Origin of the sequence: Sphingomonas sp. SORGH_AS_0950 (assembly GCF_030818415.1) — a bacterium.
Classification (GTDB): Bacteria; Pseudomonadota; Alphaproteobacteria; order Sphingomonadales; family Sphingomonadaceae; genus Sphingomonas.
In genome coordinates, this window is record NZ_JAUTAE010000001.1 from 538721 (window position 1) to 553445 (window position 14725).

Below are 14725 nucleotides of genomic sequence, written 5' to 3' on the forward strand. Positions count from 1 at the left end.
CCTGCGGCTGTGCCGTATAGGCGAAATGACGGTGCGGGGCCGGCGAGCAGCCCGCCGTTCCCGCGCAAAATCAGGGTCTTCTATGTACATCGTAAATCGAGAGCGCGAGCTCGCAAAGGCGCGCGCCCTGTCTGGCGCGCTCGCCATCGCCGAGCGCGCCGGTTGGCGGATCGACCGATCGGTCCCGATCCTGCCCCTACCTTTCCGAAATTTTCTTCACATCGCCGCCGCCGAACTGCTGCTCGTGCCGTCGATCGAGCCGTCACGCGGGGATCTCGACACCGTCGGGCGCGGGACCCGCATTGCCCGGTGCGATGCGCTGGTAGTGAAAGCGTCGAGCATCGGCAGCCGCACGCTCTATTGCGCGGTCGGAGAGTGGCAGCGCCACGGCACCGTCTGGCATCACGTCCGACGACTTTGGCTATCGCGTACCTCCGAGGCGTGGCTGGTGCCCGATCCTGCAGAACCGGATGAGAGCGACGCGATTTTCCGCCTTTCCCCTGGTCGTCTGCGGCCGATGAGGCCGGCCCGGCTGTCCGCCGCCGACCGAGGCTGCGATCTGGCACCGGGGCTGGCGCGAGCCGATGCCTTCCTTGCCGCCGTCTGGGGGGATCGCTGATGAGCAAGCCGCTGCCCTGGATCAGCCCGTCGGATGCCGACGACATGGTGTACGACGACCCGCTCGGCTCGACGCCGGATTTCGGCTACGCCCTGCTGCGCAAGAGTGCGAAGGGAAAGCAGAACAGCGTCGCCGATCTGGCTCGCGCCAAGCTGCAACCTAGCAAGCCTGCTGATAAGGATTGGCTGGCGGATGGGCTGTGGCCTATCACCTGCGCATCGCACCGCATCTTCACGGCGCCCGGTGTCGCGGTCGAGCCCGGCGCGCTGGAAAGCCTCTTCCACGACTACGACGCCAAAGCCAAAGCGCATCAGAAATTGCTGGCGGTCGTGCTGACGTACCGCTTCCCGCATAGCTGGCAACCTGCCGACATCCTTTCGCTGGTCGGAATGTACACACTGGAAAAGCTGGCGCTGCAACGCCGACTGACCAGCATGACCGTGGTGCATATGCCTGGGGACGAACTGTCAGCTCGTCGTCCGCACGCTCATGTCGTCTGCATGGCGCGCGTCCATCGCTCTTCTGGCTGGGGCGAGGTGCACCCTGATCTCGTCGCCAGAACCGCGCAGGCGCGATTCCAGCAGGAATGGGAGGGTTTCTACGACGTCTGGGTGCCGCGCTACCGGGACGGTTGAGCATGACGGGCGGGAACCGCAGCGGTCCCGCCCGCCTGCCGGGGGCAAGGCACGAAGGGAGAAGGATGGTCCCCGATCCGGGGATGAAAATGGAGAAGGCAATAATGACGACCGACAAGACCGCGATCATCCGCCGCCACACCGAGGCAGTCGCCCAGATGCTGGTCGGCAGCCGCACGATGAAGCCCGGCGCGGCGATCCTCGCCGGCGAAATGGGCGGAACCGAAGGGCGACTGCGTATCGGTGCCATTGCGCACAGCAGCGGCAACGATCTGGTATATCTGGATTTTGCCGATGGCGAAGACGGCTATCACCTGTCCAGCATCACGCTGTGCGCCGTTCGCGACGGCATTTGCCACCTGCAGACCGACTGCCGCCTGTATCTGAGCCGCAATGGATCGCGGGCGATCATCTTGCCGCAGCCCGGCATCCGCAAGGCGTACCGGCTCGCACCTGGCGAACTGATCCAACTGGCCAACCAGCCGGCTGACCGTGACGAAGGCATCGCCCGCGCCGAGGCGCGACTCACCAAGCTGGTCGCTCGCGGTGTCGCCTTTGCCGATCGTGCGGCGGTTCGGACCCGACCGCTGGCAGCCTAACGACAGAGACCTGACGCTACCCGCCGTGGCGTCAGGTCGCACGTCATATCTGTCGTTCGCTCTGCCACAAGGCTGACCAGACGCCTTTTGGTAAAGGGCATCGGGTCATGTTCATGTACTTTGCAAGAAGGCGTACAGCCGATCATCGTCGCTCATCGCGACGTTGAAGCGCATGTGGTTGCGCCACCCGCCACCCGTACTGAACACCGGCCCGGGCGCCAGTACGATCCCTTCGGCAATGCCGCTGCGGGCGAGATCGACGGCATCCACGCCATCCGGCAATTGTGCCCAAAGGAAGATGCCGGCCTGCGGCTCGATCCAGGGCTCGCATCCCGCCGCACGCAGGCGCTTGATGACATTGTCAGTGGCGCGGGACAGCCTGGCGCGGACGCCTTCGACATGCCGGCGATAACTGCCGTCGGTCAGCACCGTATGAAGCAGGTTAGCGGCAAGCGGGCTGCCCGCCATCGACGTCGCGATCCGCAAGTCGGCGAGTGCCTCGATCCAATCGGGACGCGCGGCGATATGGCCGCACCGTACCGCTGCCGACAGTGATTTCGAGAAGCTGCCGATACGGATCGTTCGGTCGAACCCGTCGAACGCCACCAGACGCGGCGACGGCGTATGTTCGAAGTCGGCGAAGATATCGTCCTCGACGACGACCATGTCATGCGCCTCGGCGATCTTGAGCAAACGGTGCGCGGTGGCGGCGGCGAGGGACGCGCCGGTCGGGTTATGGACGCTCGAGTTCGTCAGGTAGAAACGCGGGCGATGCGTGGCGGCAGCCCCTGCAAAGGCAGCGACGTCCGGCCCGGTCGGCGTCATCGGCACACCAATCGCCTTGGCGCGGTGCGCCCGCAGTAAAGCCAGGAAGTTGAAATAACACGGATCATCGACCAGCACTGCGTCGCCGGGCTGGAGCAGAAAGCGACAGACCAGATCGAGCGCGTGGGTGCCACTATCGGTCAGGAGGATCTGGTCGGGTCCAGCCGCAATCCCTTGATCCGCCAGTCGCCGGGCCAACAACGTCCGCAGCGGTGGTGAACCCAAGGGCGATGCATAGCCTGCCAGCGTGTTGGCATCGTCCGCCCGCGCGGCCCCGCGCATTGCCTTGCGCAGCGCGTCGCCAGCCAGCCAGTCGTCGGGCAACCAGCCGCATCCCGGCATCAGTTCGTGTCGCCGCTCGCCCAGCGACTGGCGCAGCATCCAGAGCGGATCGACCTCGCGTTCCTTCGTACTGGCCAGCCGATCCAACGCCAGCGGGGCCAAGGGCGCGACGACATAAAAGCCTGATCCCGGTCGCGACCGGATCACGCCCTCGGCCGCGAGGCGGTCATAGGCCTCGACTACCGTCGAGCGCGCGACCCCGCTCGTCTCGGCCATGGCGCGGATCGACGGCAGCCGTGCGCCCGGCGTCAGCGTGCGGGCGTCGATCCGGTCGCGGATTTCGCGGGCAACCATGCCGGTGCGGGTTTCGTCTGGGGCGCTCGCCATCGTACTGCCGTTCTTACCAATACAGTTCGGCATGATCGTACCGATGCGTATCTGTCAGCGCCAGTCGTAGCTCGATAGAACGCCCCATCATCAACAGGAGATGCCCGTGAGCCGCCCATTCCGCCTCGTCGACGTATTCGGCACCGATCCGCTGACCGGCAACCCGCTGGCCGTCATCGCCGATGCCGATGGCCTGACGACGGACGAGATGCAGGCGATCGCAAGCTGGCTGAATTTTTCGGAGACGACCTTCCTGCTGCCGCCGGCCGATCCGTCCGCCGATTATCGCGTGCGCATTTTCACCATGGCGCATGAACTGCCCTTCGCCGGGCACCCGACCTTGGGAAGCGCCCATGCCTGGCTCGAAGCGGGCGGACAGCCGAAGCGGAACGGCGTGATCGTGCAGGAATGCGGCGTGGGACTGGTGACGATCCGGCGCGATGGCGATCGGCTTGCCTTTGCCGCCCCACCGCTGCTGCGCGGCGGCACCCCGACCGAGGCTGAGATCGCTCAGGCCGCCGAGTTGCTGCGGATCGACCGCGCGGCAATCGTCGATGCTGCCTGGGCGGACAATGGCCCCGGCTGGATCGCGGTCATGCTGGAGTCGGCGGAGGCGGTGCTGGCGGTCGAGCCGTCGCGGCACCACCCCGAGCATATCGACATCGGCATCGTCGGGCCGCACGCGCCCGGTAACGAGGTCGCGTTCGAACTGCGCGCGCTCTTCACCGATGCGCACGGCGGGCTGATCGAGGACCCGGTGACCGGCAGCCTCAACGCCTCGGTCGGCCAGTGGCTGTTCACCAGCGGTTGGGCAAGCGGCAGCTATGTCGCCGCACAGGGCACGCGCCTCGGGCGGAGCGGGCGTATCCATGTCTCGCAGGACGAGACCGGCCAGGTCTGGGTCGCCGGAGCGACGCGGACGCTGTTCTCCGGGCGGACGCAAGGGTGATGCAGGTCGCGGTCCTGACCTTCGACGGCTTCAACGAACTCGACTCGTTCGTGGCCGCCGCGATCATCAACCGGCTGCGTCCGCATGGCTGGGCCGCGCACATCACCGCGCCGACCGAGACCGTGACCTCGTTGAACGGCGTCACGGTCCATCGCCAACGGCCGCTCGAATTCGTCGAGGAAGCCGACGCGGTGCTGATCGGCAGCGGGGTTCGCACGCGCGACATTGCCGTCGATCCGGCGATGCTGGCCCGGGTTCGTCTCGATCCGGCCCGGCAGTTGATTGCGGCGCAATGTTCAGGGACGCTGTTGTTGGCCAGGCTCGGCCTGATCGGTGATTTGCCCGCGTGCACCGACCTCACCACCAAGCCGTGGGTGGTCGAGGCCGGTGTCACCATCATCGACGCACCGTTCGCCGCTCATGGCAATGTCGCGACGGCAGGCGGTTGTCTGGCTGCGCCCTATCTGGCCGCGTGGATGATCGCGCGCGGAGGCGAACCCGAACTGGCGCGCGAGGCACTTCGTTACGTCGCGCCGGTCGGCGAGAAGGCGCACTTCGTCGATCATGCCATGGCGATCGTCGCGGGCGAGTTGGCATTCGCCTGACCCGCCCGCGCGCGCATTTCGTAGGAACCCGCGTCGAGCTTACGCCTGCCAGCTGTCCCAGCCTTCCAGCACGATCTTGCCCCGCGTAGTGGTGCTCTCGATGCGGCGGTGCGCCTCGATCAGATTGGCGGCATTGATCGGTGACAGCGTTTCGGTGGCTGTGGTGCGAATGCGCCCTTCGTCCACCAGCTCGGCCACCGCGTCCAACAGACGACCCTGCTCGCCGACGTCGGGTGTGTCGAAGAGCGACCGGGTGAACATCAATTCCCAATGGACTGACACCGCCTTGCGCTTGAAGGCGACGATGTCGAGGCTGGCGGGATCGTCGATCAGCGCGAAGCGCCCCTGCGGCGCGATCAACTCGGCTATGTCGGCCAGATGGCGATCGGTATGGGTGGTCGAGAAGACGAAGGCAGGCGCGCCTAACCCCAAGGCAGCGATCTGCGGTGCCATCGGTTGGGAATGATCGATGACATGATGCACGCCTAGGTCACGCACCCAGCCTTCCGTCTCGGCGCGCGAGGCGGTGGCGATCACGGTCAGGTCGGTGCGGGCCCGCGCGATCTGGATCGCCGCGGAACCGACGCCGCCCGCGCCGCCGATGATCAGGATGGCGCGGGCACCGCCGGCCGGCTGGTCGTCGACCTTCAACCGGTCGAACAGGGTTTCCCAGGCCGTGATGGCCGTCAGCGGCAGCGCCGCCGCCTCCGCGAAGCCGATGCTGCGGGGGCGATGGCCCACGATCCGCTCGTCGACCAGCTGATATTCGGCATTGCTGCCGTCGCGCATCAGGTCGCCCGCATAGAAGACCTCGTCACCCACCTTGAAGCGGGTGGCCTCCGGGCCGACCGCCTCGACCACGCCCGCCGCATCCCAGCCGAGGATGCGCTCGGCACGCCCGTCGAACGGCGCGGCGCCGTTGCGAACCTTCGCGTCGACCGGGTTCACCGAGATCGCCCGAACCGCGACTAGAATGTCGCGCCCGGTCGGAACGGGCCGTGGCAGTTCAATCTCGACAAGGGCTTCGTCCCGGTCGATCGGGCCGGGCTGGCGATAGGCTATGGCGCGCATGGGTCTTGCTCCTTCTGCTGACGCACGCGAGGTATTGGCGGTGCCAGCATGTGTTCCGGGCACGAAAAACGCCCCTAATATCAAAAAGGATACCGTCCGGATTGCGAAAGGCCGCCGCTGCGGCCTCTACTGTATCCCGGGTTGCTCTATCGATAGGATAATGAGCCTGATCGACGGGAAGTATAAGGGGATGATTCACCTGCGGCAGGTGCCGACCAACATAACTCGTTCCAAGCCGCGCGCGTAAATGGCCGCTTATGGTGGAACCCGCCATTCCTGACGCACTGAGCCATCCGGCAGCAGGGCGCCCTCTTCTGCCGGGCGCGCCAAACGACAGGCAGAAGAGGAGGCAATCGTGGATTTTCCTAAGAGTTACTTGAATTTAGACCGGCTGGCGCTACGGTAGTTGGGATACAAAGGGTGTGAGTGTCCGCAATGCGGTGGGGGGAGCGTAATGCAAAGGCCTACAAAGTTCGAGATTAAGGGACTTTTCGGAAACCGCGACATAAGGTTGGATATCAACAGCGACGCGCTGGTATTGGTCGGACCGAATGGTATAGGAAAAAGTAGCGTAACTAATATCTTCTACTTCTTCGTTTCCCGGCAATGGAGCCGATTAGCCGAGTATGATTTTTCAGAAGTTGCCCTTTGGTTTGGCGATGACGAAGTTCGAGCGGCTCGCGCTGATATCACCGGCCTTTCTCAACTCGATAAAGTAGTAGGAAATTTTGCGCCATCGTCTCGAATTTCCGTCTATTTAGAGAAGCTGCGTGCTGAAGGACTATTAGAGGAATTCATCTCATCTAGAAAGATGTCCCCTCAATCTCGATATAAATATGCTGACATCTTAGCGGTGCCTACAGAAGAAGTTAGGCATCTTCAAATGTCTCTTATCAGGCGGTTTTCGTCATTGGATGAGGACGATATATTTTCAGCACCTCGGATCAACGTTGAACGTGAACTGTCGCAGCGGCTTCCTGGGCGATCTCTCTACCTCCCAACTTACCGACGCATTGAAAAGGACCTGAAGGAGATATTTCCAGATCTAGAGGATCGGCTTCGTGCGAGTGTTAGGCCGGGGGCGCCACTCACTATAAAACGCTCCGCAAAACATTACGTGGATCTCGTAAGTTTTGGGATGGAAGACGTTCGATCAAATATAGACTTAAAAAGTCGATTTCTCCGTGATTACTCTCTTTCGCAATTCAATAATCTTTCAGGATTGTATCTACGGGACGTAATCAAGGGGACGGCTGACCAGTATTCTCCTTCTCAAATAGAAAGTCTTGATGAAAACGCGCTTTCTGTCATCTTGGGCCGAGTGAGCGAGCAGGTTTTATCGGTTGAAGATAAAGAGCTATTGCGTGCGAAAATAGTCGATATGAAAGGAAAGAGGCGATCCGATATGGAGGTTAATGACCTCTATCTGGCCCACTACTTCTCTAGGCTGATGAGCGCGAGTGCCGATATCTCATCTCAAGAAACAGAAGTGTCTGAGTTCGTCGACGTTTGCAACGCCTACCTTAATCCCGGCAAGTCAATGGTGTACGATGACACTAAATTTACTATAAGTATCATAGATGACCGGGGCAGGCCTATTGACCTTAGCATGCTCTCGTCTGGTGAGAAGCAAGTCGTATCTTTGTTTTCACATCTTTATCTAGATGATTCTGATAATCAGATTGTTATAATAGATGAACCGGAGCTATCCCTGTCCGTTCCCTGGCAAAAACGATTTTTAACGGATATACTGGATTCCAAGCACTGCTCTTTTGTTTTATCTGTTACTCATAGCCCGTTCATATATCAAAACAGGCTAAAATCATCCGCAATCGACCTTCGTCGAAAAACTTCGCGCTCTATGAAGGATGGGTGATATGGATGATTATGCGGAATATCTTGCTGAAGAAGCAAAATCCGACATTGCAGCGCTTCATCAATTCAAGATACTTTACGACCCCGATCAAACTTCCTTTCATTTCTTTTTCGAGGGGGAGGAGGACTCTCTATTTTATATACCAGAAGCTCGGCGCCGTGTTGGGAATGGTGATATTTATTTATATGACTGCGGTGGAAAGAAGAACGTTATAGACGTTCGGGATGCAATAAAATCTGATGACTACGAAACCAGAAATTGCCTTTTTTTCGTTGACAGAGATTTTGATGATATTCTTGGGTGTCAGGTTTATGTTGATGATTCAACATACATTACTGATAATTACTCAATAGAAAACGATATATCTTCTATCGATTCTTTACAAATAATTCTTGAAGACGTGTTGCATTTATCCCGTGCCAATCCTGAATTCTCTTCTACGATTAGGTTTGTAAAACAGGCATTTGATAGTTTTTACATCGAAGTGCGGTCATTGATCGCATGGATATTGGCAGCAAAACAGGGCGGATGTTCGCCCAATTTGAGTAATACCAACGGATTGAAAGGCATCGTATCGTTTTCTGATGGAAAGCCTTCCCTCTGTGCCGAGGGTTTTCTGGAATTCAAAAAGAAGGTGGTTGTCAATGGACGCTTGCCAGCCCTCTCCGCAATAATTCGTTTTAACAGATACTTAGATCCTTCAACGCCGAAGGCTTGGGTTAGGGGAAAATACGACATTTGGTTTTTTCAGGTTGCACTTTTAGCTGCTCTAGAAGTTGCAAATGAACGTAGGGCTGCCGCTGGGCAGCGAAAAATCAAGATACCCAGTTCTATACGGGAGGGAAGGATTTTTGAGGTTTTAGGTGGGCGGGTTCTGCCGCCACTTTCGTTGCAGTCATTCTATGATCGCCGATTGCATTGAAGGGTTACTGCAAGCGAAGCATTCTACCATTTTCGTCGAAAAGGCTACCAGTCTTTTACCAGCCAATCCCAGTTGGCCCTTGAGATCGTGAGGTGCGATCGGTGAACGTCAGGATTCGACAAGACCAGCCGTTCGCCACGTCGCCCGTGAGCGGCAGAAGAGTCCCAGAAACAGCCGCCCAACCCGGGCTCCGGCGGTATCAAACAAAGTATGAAATTAGGAGGGTGGAAAGATACCGCGGGTGTCGAACGTTGAGTCATTCACAATGAAAGATATCCCCACAATCACTCTATCTATTGTTCGCAAAACATTGCCAAATTAAGCCAGTGCCGCCCTGATGAAGAGCACGGTACCATCAGCACCTTGCTCTGTTCAGTGGCGACAACGCTACAACGCTTTGCGGCATGAACGCCTTGATCGCCGTCCTCGGCGTCGTGCCGTACGTACTTACCGCTGCAAAGATCTCGCGCCGCACTGTATCGGGCGCGGCGGTGTCGAAGATGATCGCGACGCCGCCTGTGCCATCGTCGGCGATGCGGGTGAGCAGAACCATTTAAGGCGTCCATCCTGCGTCGCTGACCATGGCTCAAGCACCTGGTCGGCGATGAAACCCACGTTCGTACCAAGCTGCTCGATGCGGCCGCTATGCGTGACTTCACCGCCGAGATCATCCGGCGGTTGGACGAGGTCTCTGGGTTCGAGGTGCTGCCACGGCGCTGCGTCGTCGAGCGTATGGCTCGTCATCGCATCCATCACGCGAATGACCTGACGTATTGCAAAGCTCCAGTTATGAGTCGGGCTTTTAGGCTGGATGACGCGCTGGTTGAGGCTTATCCGCGACAATTAGAAGCGCCTCGACGTGCCGGAGGTGATGATCCATCTTGCCATGGCAGCAACCTGTTCCGGCGGCTCGCTCCTTGAACGGATATGCCATGCAGACGCCTGAAATTTTCACTACCGATAACGGCTTTGCTATCATCACGGCCAAGGACGCTGATGCCGTGTCCTTGGACGAGGTGCGAGCAATCGTCGCCTATAAGCTTGACGAACTTACGACCGATCTTGTCTGCTGCGACGTCGTGACGGGGGCAGCCGACGGTGAGCAGATACGCACCATACACGAAGAATTGCTCGGCTTCGAGACAGCTATGAAGGTTTTCGAGGCCCTACGCGGTTTCGACCGCCAATGGCGCGACGCGGTGGCTCTGCCACCCTTCGCCATGAACCGAACTGTCATCTACGACCGGGCTGCATGCGCCTGATCCTGAGCTGGCCCCCATTTCGACCGGACGGATTCAAGCCTAAGAAGGAGGCTTGGGGCTATCCCCTAAGCATAGGCTTATGTCCGTGTCCGAAATCATCACCGACGGCGGTCGTCGCCGTCACTGGAGCACGCCTGAGAAGCTGAGGATCGTCGAGGAGACGCTCGATGGTCGCGAGAGCATATCGGTGGTGGCACGCCGCAACGGCGTGGCGCCGAACCTGCTGTACCGCTGGCGGCGGCTGATGCTGGAGGGCGGGAGCGTCGCGGTCGCCGGCGACGACGACGTGACCAGCAATCGCCAGGTCCGCGAGATGGAGACCCGCATCCGCGAACTGGAGCGCCAGCTCGGCCGCAAGACGCTGGAGGTCGAGATCCTGAAGGAGGCGCTGGAGCGCTCACGCCCAAAAAAAGCGAGCTTGCTCATGCACTCGCCGTTGCCGGAGACTATCCGGTGAGCCTGGTCGCCAAGACGCTCGGGGTCGGGCGCTCGACGGTGTACGACCGCCTGACCGGCCGCACCCGGACGCGCGGGCCGTACGCCAAGGCCGACGACGCGGACCTGCTGCCCCGCATACGCCAGATCGCCGCGCAGCGGCCCACCTACGGCTACCGCCGCATCGCGGCAGTCCTCAATCGACAGCAACGCGCCGAAGGACTGGCGCCGGTCAATCACAAGCGCGTCTATCGCATCATGGCCGCGGACCGCCTGCTGCTGGCGCGGCGCTACACCGAGCGGGCCGACTATGGCCATGACGGCGTCGTGGTGGCGATCCGCTCGAACCTGCGCTGGTGCTCGGACGGCTTCGAGTTCACCTGCTGGAACGGCGAGGTCGTGCGCGGCGCCTTCATCATCGACGCCCATGACCGCGAGATCATCGCCTGGCGCGCGATCGCCAATGCGGGCATCAGCGGCTCGGACGTGCGCGACATCATGCTGGAAGCCGTGGAAACCCGCTTCGGCGGTATGCGCGCGCCCGTGCCGGTCGAGATGCTGTCCGATAACGGCTCGGCCTATACTGCCCGCGAAACACGCACCTTTGCCCGGCAGCTGGGCCTCAAACCCTGCTTCACGCCCGTTCGCAGCCCGCAGTCCAACGGCATCTCGGAGGCCTTCGTTCATACCCTCAAGCGCGATTACGTCCGCGTCTCGCCGCTGCCTGATGCTCCCACCGCGTTGACATCGCTTGCCGGATGGATCGAGGACTACAACGACAACCACCCCCATTCAGGGCTCAAAATGCGTTCACCGCGCGAACATCGCGCACTGGTTTCTGCAACCGCCTGAATCCGTCCGGTGAAACGGGGGCCAGATCAGATCCATTCTCAAACGGACTCTTAGATGGGGTAGACAGGCCTTGCAGCATGGAGATTGGAACCCGATCTGATGATGCCAAATAATTAAGCTCGCGCTGATGATCGCTCAACCTATTGGTTTGTGGCGTCAAGACCTTGACGCCGGCCCGCAAGTGGAACCATGCAAGAGTGATCACGGGGCATACCGAAAAGCGATACGGGTGACGGCAAAATGAGTGACATTTTTTTTCAATCGCCGATCCTCAATTCGCCGTACGACGAACCAAGTAAACATTGGGAATTGGATGATAGCGGTCAGCCGACCAGCATCATTGTGCCGCGTCGTCGGCAAAGCGCGCTGATCTCCCCTATTCCCAAGGCGCGAACGGTACGCGGTAGAGCCGTTCAACCGGATTTACTCTCAGACGAGAGCGGCCAGGAGTATAATCCTACTGAAGTAATCAACGGTATTCGCTCGGCAGTGGATAGCTGGCGCAAGCTGCACGAGAGTCAATGGCAAGTCACGCCCACGACTGCACGTCTCCTCCGCCACTGGCGAGCACATGATTTTGCCAATCAGCGTCCTTTTTTCTGTCAAGTCGAGGCAGTGGAAACGGTGATCTGGCTGACCGAGGTCGCGCCTCGATCATCCTCCCAGGGCCGACGTTTTTGGACCCATTTGGAAGCCGCTAACCTCTCATCAAATCCAGAGTTGATGCGCATGGCGCTGAAGCTCGCCACCGGCGCTGGCAAGACGACGGTGATGGCGATGCTGATCGCGTGGCAGACGTTAAACGCAGTCCGCCACCCTAATGCGAAGCGTTTCTCGAAAGGGTTTCTGGTCGTCGCGCCGGGCATAACGATCAAGGACCGCCTGCGCGTTCTCCAGCCCAATGATCCAGATAGCTATTACAAAAGTCGCGAGATTGTACCCGAGGACATGCTGCTTGACCTTGGCCGTGCCAAGATCGTGATTACCAACTATCACGCCTTTAAGAAGAAGGACGAGGTGCCGCTTAATAAGGTCCAGCAGGCCGCGCTGCGTACCCGCCCGAAGCCCGAAAGCGACGGCGCGATGATCCGCCGTGTCGCGGGCGAGTTGATGGGTCTCAAAAACATCGTCGTCCTCAATGACGAAGCGCATCACTGCTATCGCGAACGTCCGCTGACGGCGGAAGAGCAAAAGTTGCTGAAGGGCGACGAGCTCGTTGCCGCCAAGGAAGCCAATGAAGCCGCGCGCCTTTGGATTTCAGGCATCGAGGCGGTGAAGCGCGAACTGGGCGTATCGATGGTTTATGACCTGTCCGCAACACCCTTCTTCCTACGCGGCTCGGGCTATCGCGAGGGGTCGCTCTTCGGCTGGGTGATATCCGACTTTAGCCTAATGGACGCAATCGAGTGCGGCATCGTTAAACTGCCACGCGTACCGGTGATGGATAATGTTCCTGGCGGCGATACGCCGATGTTTCGTAACCTGTGGGACTATGTCGGGAAGCACCTGCCGAAGAAGGGACGCGGCAACGCAAAGGGCCTGGATCCGCAGAAGCTGCCCAATGAGCTGTTGACGGCAATCGACGCGCTATACGGTCACTATGCCAAGACATATGCGATCTGGAAGGAAGCTGGTGTCGGTGTCGACCCAGTCTTCATCGTGGTATGCAACAACACGGCGACCTCGAAGCTAGTCCACGATTATATCGCGGGTTACACGATCGAGGATGCGGACGGTAATGTGACCGCGATCAAGGGCAAATGCCCGTTGTTCTGGAATTTTGATCCAGAAGGGTCCGCGCTGCCGCGTATGCGCACGTTGTTGATCGACAGCCAGCAATTGGAAAGCGGCGAGGCGATCAGCACCGATTTTCGCGATGCCGCCAGCGAGGAGATAGCCCGCTTCAAGGACGAAATGATCCAGCGGACTGGTGACCGTGCCGCAGCCGAAAAGGTCGATGACGCTGCCATCCTTCGAGAAGTGATGAACACCGTTGGCCGAAAGGGGCAGCTCGGCGAAGGCATCCGCTGCGTGGTTTCGGTGTCGATGCTGACCGAAGGCTGGGACGCTAATACCGTCACTCACGTGCTCGGCATCCGAGCCTTCGGCACCCAGTTGCTGTGTGAACAGGTTATTGGCCGCGCGCTGCGGCGCCAATCCTATCAGCTCCAGACAGAAGGACCGGACGCGGGTAAGTTCCGCGTGGAATATGCCGACGTCCTCGGCATTCCGTTCGACTTCACTGCCCAGCCGGTCGTGTCGAAGCCCTCGCCTCCGGAAAATATGGAGCGTGTCCATGCGATCAGCCCGGCGCGCGACGCATCCGAAATCCGCTATCCACGCGTTGAAGGATATCGCACCGAACTACCTAGTGAAAAGCTGACTGCCAGTTTTACCGCTGATTCGACGCTGGAACTCACGCCCGAGTTGGTCGGCGCGACCGAGACGGTCAATTCCGGCATCATCGGCGAATCTGCTGACCTGACTATAGCCCACTTAGCTGATACCCGCGCCGCGACGATCCACCTCAAGCTTGCGGAATGGTTAGTAAAGCGCAGGATGACCAATGCCGGCGATCGACCCAATGTCGGCCTGATCCTCCAGGCCAAGTCGATCGTCCGGCAATGGATGACCGACCACCTTGTGCTGGCGGGCGGCACACAGCCTGCGCAACTGCTCTATTACAACATTGCTGACCGCGTCGCCGACCGTCTTATGTCTGCAATTACGCGGGGGCAGGAGGGTGGTGGTCGCGTGATCGCGATGCTCGATCCCTATAATCGCGAGGGCAGTACCCGGCACGTCAGCTTCATGACGAGCAAGGACCGGTATGCGACCAGCGGGCGATGTCATATCAACTATGCAGTGATCGACAGCGATTGGGAGGCGGAGTTCTGCCGCGTTGCCGATCAGCATACCCGCGTGCTCGCCTGGGTGAAGAACCACAATCTCGGCTTCGAGGTGCCATACAGTGCTGGCGGCGAGGCGCGCCGATATCGCCCAGACTTCATCCTGCGTATCGACGACGGCCATGGGCCGGACGACCCGCTCAACCTGGTTGTCGAGATTAAGGGCGCGCGCGACGAGGACGATAAGGACAAGGCGGAAACGATGCGCACCCTGTGGGTCCCAGGAGTCAACGCACTGGGCGATCATGGCCGCTGGGCCTTCGCTGAGTTTACTGATGTGTGGACGATAGCGACCGAATTTGCCGCAAAGGTCGCGGCGTGGCTGGACGAGGTTGGCCAATGACGAGCCCAAGAAATATCGCCGTTGTCACGATTGACTGGTCAGATGATTATACGGGAGGCGCTCTGTCCGGGCGCCATGGTGAAGCGGGCCATGAGCGGTATAATTTTCTTCCGAGCAAGGGCGTTTACTACGGATACTTTCCACCCAATGGTTA

Annotated in this window: 14 protein-coding genes; 11 read left to right on the forward strand and 3 right to left on the reverse strand. The window is 59.8% G+C overall.

Annotated elements, in window-relative coordinates:
* The first annotated feature begins 82 nt into the window (after positions 1-82).
* The 3 genes from QE385_RS02130 (at position 83) to QE385_RS02140 (ending at position 1853) form a co-directional block, all read left to right on the forward strand.
* Positions 83-619: a hypothetical protein gene (locus QE385_RS02130; protein ID WP_307098611.1), complete on the forward strand. Its 537-nt coding sequence runs from the start codon at positions 83-85 to the stop codon at positions 617-619.
* The gene (locus QE385_RS02135) at positions 619-1254 is read left to right on the forward strand and encodes a hypothetical protein (protein ID WP_307098613.1); all 636 of its coding nucleotides are present in this window, start codon (positions 619-621) and stop codon (positions 1252-1254) included. Before QE385_RS02130 ends, QE385_RS02135 begins: the two co-directional genes overlap by 1 nt.
* Before the next feature lie 104 nt (positions 1255-1358).
* Positions 1359-1853: a hypothetical protein gene (locus QE385_RS02140; protein WP_307098615.1), complete on the forward strand. Its 495-nt coding sequence runs from the start codon at positions 1359-1361 to the stop codon at positions 1851-1853.
* Positions 1854-1964: 111 nt separating this feature from the next.
* Here the strand turns inward: QE385_RS02140 and QE385_RS02145 are convergent, their stop codons facing one another.
* Positions 1965-3347: a PLP-dependent aminotransferase family protein gene (locus tag QE385_RS02145; RefSeq protein ID WP_307098617.1), complete on the reverse strand. Its 1383-nt coding sequence runs from the start codon at positions 3345-3347 to the stop codon at positions 1965-1967.
* Between the two features lie 106 nt (positions 3348-3453).
* Between QE385_RS02145 and QE385_RS02150 the strand changes: the two genes are divergently transcribed.
* Together QE385_RS02150 and QE385_RS02155 are read left to right on the forward strand one after the other, a co-directional pair.
* Positions 3454-4296 (forward strand): PhzF family phenazine biosynthesis protein, encoded by an 843-nt coding sequence (locus tag QE385_RS02150; RefSeq protein ID WP_307098620.1) that lies wholly within the window; start codon positions 3454-3456, stop codon positions 4294-4296.
* Entirely contained in the window at positions 4296-4901 is a 606-nt protein-coding gene (locus QE385_RS02155; protein WP_307098621.1) for a DJ-1/PfpI family protein, read from the forward strand. Before QE385_RS02150 ends, QE385_RS02155 begins: the two co-directional genes overlap by 1 nt.
* Positions 4902-4940: 39 nt before the next feature.
* On the opposite strand, the gene QE385_RS02160 is transcribed toward QE385_RS02155, so the two are convergent.
* Positions 4941-5972, reverse strand: coding sequence for a zinc-binding alcohol dehydrogenase family protein (locus QE385_RS02160; RefSeq protein ID WP_307098623.1), 1032 nt, complete (start codon positions 5970-5972; stop codon positions 4941-4943).
* A gap of 511 nt (positions 5973-6483) precedes the next feature.
* Here QE385_RS02160 and QE385_RS02165 point away from each other — a divergent pair.
* Both QE385_RS02165 and QE385_RS02170 read left to right on the forward strand, forming a co-directional pair.
* Positions 6484-7848, forward strand: coding sequence for an AAA family ATPase (locus QE385_RS02165; RefSeq protein ID WP_307098625.1), 1365 nt, complete (start codon positions 6484-6486; stop codon positions 7846-7848).
* A gap of 1 nt (position 7849) precedes the next feature.
* On the forward strand, positions 7850-8770 hold the full coding sequence (locus QE385_RS02170; RefSeq protein ID WP_307098627.1) for a DUF4435 domain-containing protein: 921 nt from the start codon (positions 7850-7852) through the stop codon (positions 8768-8770).
* A 355-nt stretch (positions 8771-9125) separates the two neighbouring features.
* Here QE385_RS02170 and QE385_RS02175 read toward each other — a convergent pair whose 3' ends face one another.
* On the reverse strand, positions 9126-9323 hold the full coding sequence (locus QE385_RS02175) for a hypothetical protein (RefSeq protein WP_307098629.1): 198 nt from the start codon (positions 9321-9323) through the stop codon (positions 9126-9128).
* A 92-nt stretch (positions 9324-9415) separates the two neighbouring features.
* Here QE385_RS02175 and QE385_RS02180 point away from each other — a divergent pair, with 92 nt between their 5' ends.
* The 4 genes from QE385_RS02180 to QE385_RS02195 all read left to right on the forward strand — a co-directional run bounded on the left by QE385_RS02180 (position 9416) and on the right by QE385_RS02195 (position 14571).
* Positions 9416-9691 (forward strand): hypothetical protein, encoded by a 276-nt coding sequence (locus tag QE385_RS02180; RefSeq protein WP_307098631.1) that lies wholly within the window; start codon positions 9416-9418, stop codon positions 9689-9691.
* Positions 9692-9702: 11 nt separating this feature from the next.
* Positions 9703-10032: a hypothetical protein gene (locus QE385_RS02185; RefSeq protein ID WP_307098634.1), complete on the forward strand. Its 330-nt coding sequence runs from the start codon at positions 9703-9705 to the stop codon at positions 10030-10032.
* Positions 10033-10111: 79 nt separating this feature from the next.
* Positions 10112-11319 (forward strand): IS3-like element ISGbe2 family transposase gene (locus tag QE385_RS02190; RefSeq protein WP_307098189.1). Its coding sequence is split into 2 segments (ribosomal slippage): positions 10112-10436 and positions 10436-11319, totalling 1209 coding nucleotides; the frame shifts between segments, so codons are not numbered across the junction.
* Between the two features lie 240 nt (positions 11320-11559).
* Positions 11560-14571, forward strand: coding sequence for a BPTD_3080 family restriction endonuclease (locus QE385_RS02195; RefSeq protein WP_307098636.1), 3012 nt, complete (start codon positions 11560-11562; stop codon positions 14569-14571).
* The last annotated feature ends 154 nt before the right edge of the window (positions 14572-14725 follow it).

Bases quoted from the DNA above. Each gene is read 5' to 3' on its own strand.
- QE385_RS02130 (WP_307098611.1), top strand. From the start codon at position 83: ATGTACATCGTAAATCGAGAGCGCGAGCTCGCAAAGGCGCGCGCCCTG.
- QE385_RS02135 (WP_307098613.1), top strand. From the start codon at position 619: ATGAGCAAGCCGCTGCCCTGGATCAGCCCGTCGGATGCCGACGACATG.
- QE385_RS02140 (WP_307098615.1), top strand. From the start codon at position 1,359: ATGACGACCGACAAGACCGCGATCATCCGCCGCCACACCGAGGCAGTC.
- QE385_RS02145 (WP_307098617.1), bottom strand. From the start codon at position 3,347: ATGGCGAGCGCCCCAGACGAAACCCGCACCGGCATGGTTGCCCGCGAA.
- QE385_RS02155 (WP_307098621.1), top strand. From the start codon at position 4,296: ATGCAGGTCGCGGTCCTGACCTTCGACGGCTTCAACGAACTCGACTCG.
- QE385_RS02160 (WP_307098623.1), bottom strand. From the start codon at position 5,972: ATGCGCGCCATAGCCTATCGCCAGCCCGGCCCGATCGACCGGGACGAA.
- QE385_RS02170 (WP_307098627.1), top strand. From the start codon at position 7,850: ATGGATGATTATGCGGAATATCTTGCTGAAGAAGCAAAATCCGACATT.
- QE385_RS02175 (WP_307098629.1), bottom strand. From the start codon at position 9,323: ATGGTTCTGCTCACCCGCATCGCCGACGATGGCACAGGCGGCGTCGCG.
- QE385_RS02180 (WP_307098631.1), top strand. From the start codon at position 9,416: ATGCGTGACTTCACCGCCGAGATCATCCGGCGGTTGGACGAGGTCTCT.
- QE385_RS02185 (WP_307098634.1), top strand. From the start codon at position 9,703: ATGCAGACGCCTGAAATTTTCACTACCGATAACGGCTTTGCTATCATC.
- QE385_RS02195 (WP_307098636.1), top strand. From the start codon at position 11,560: ATGAGTGACATTTTTTTTCAATCGCCGATCCTCAATTCGCCGTACGAC.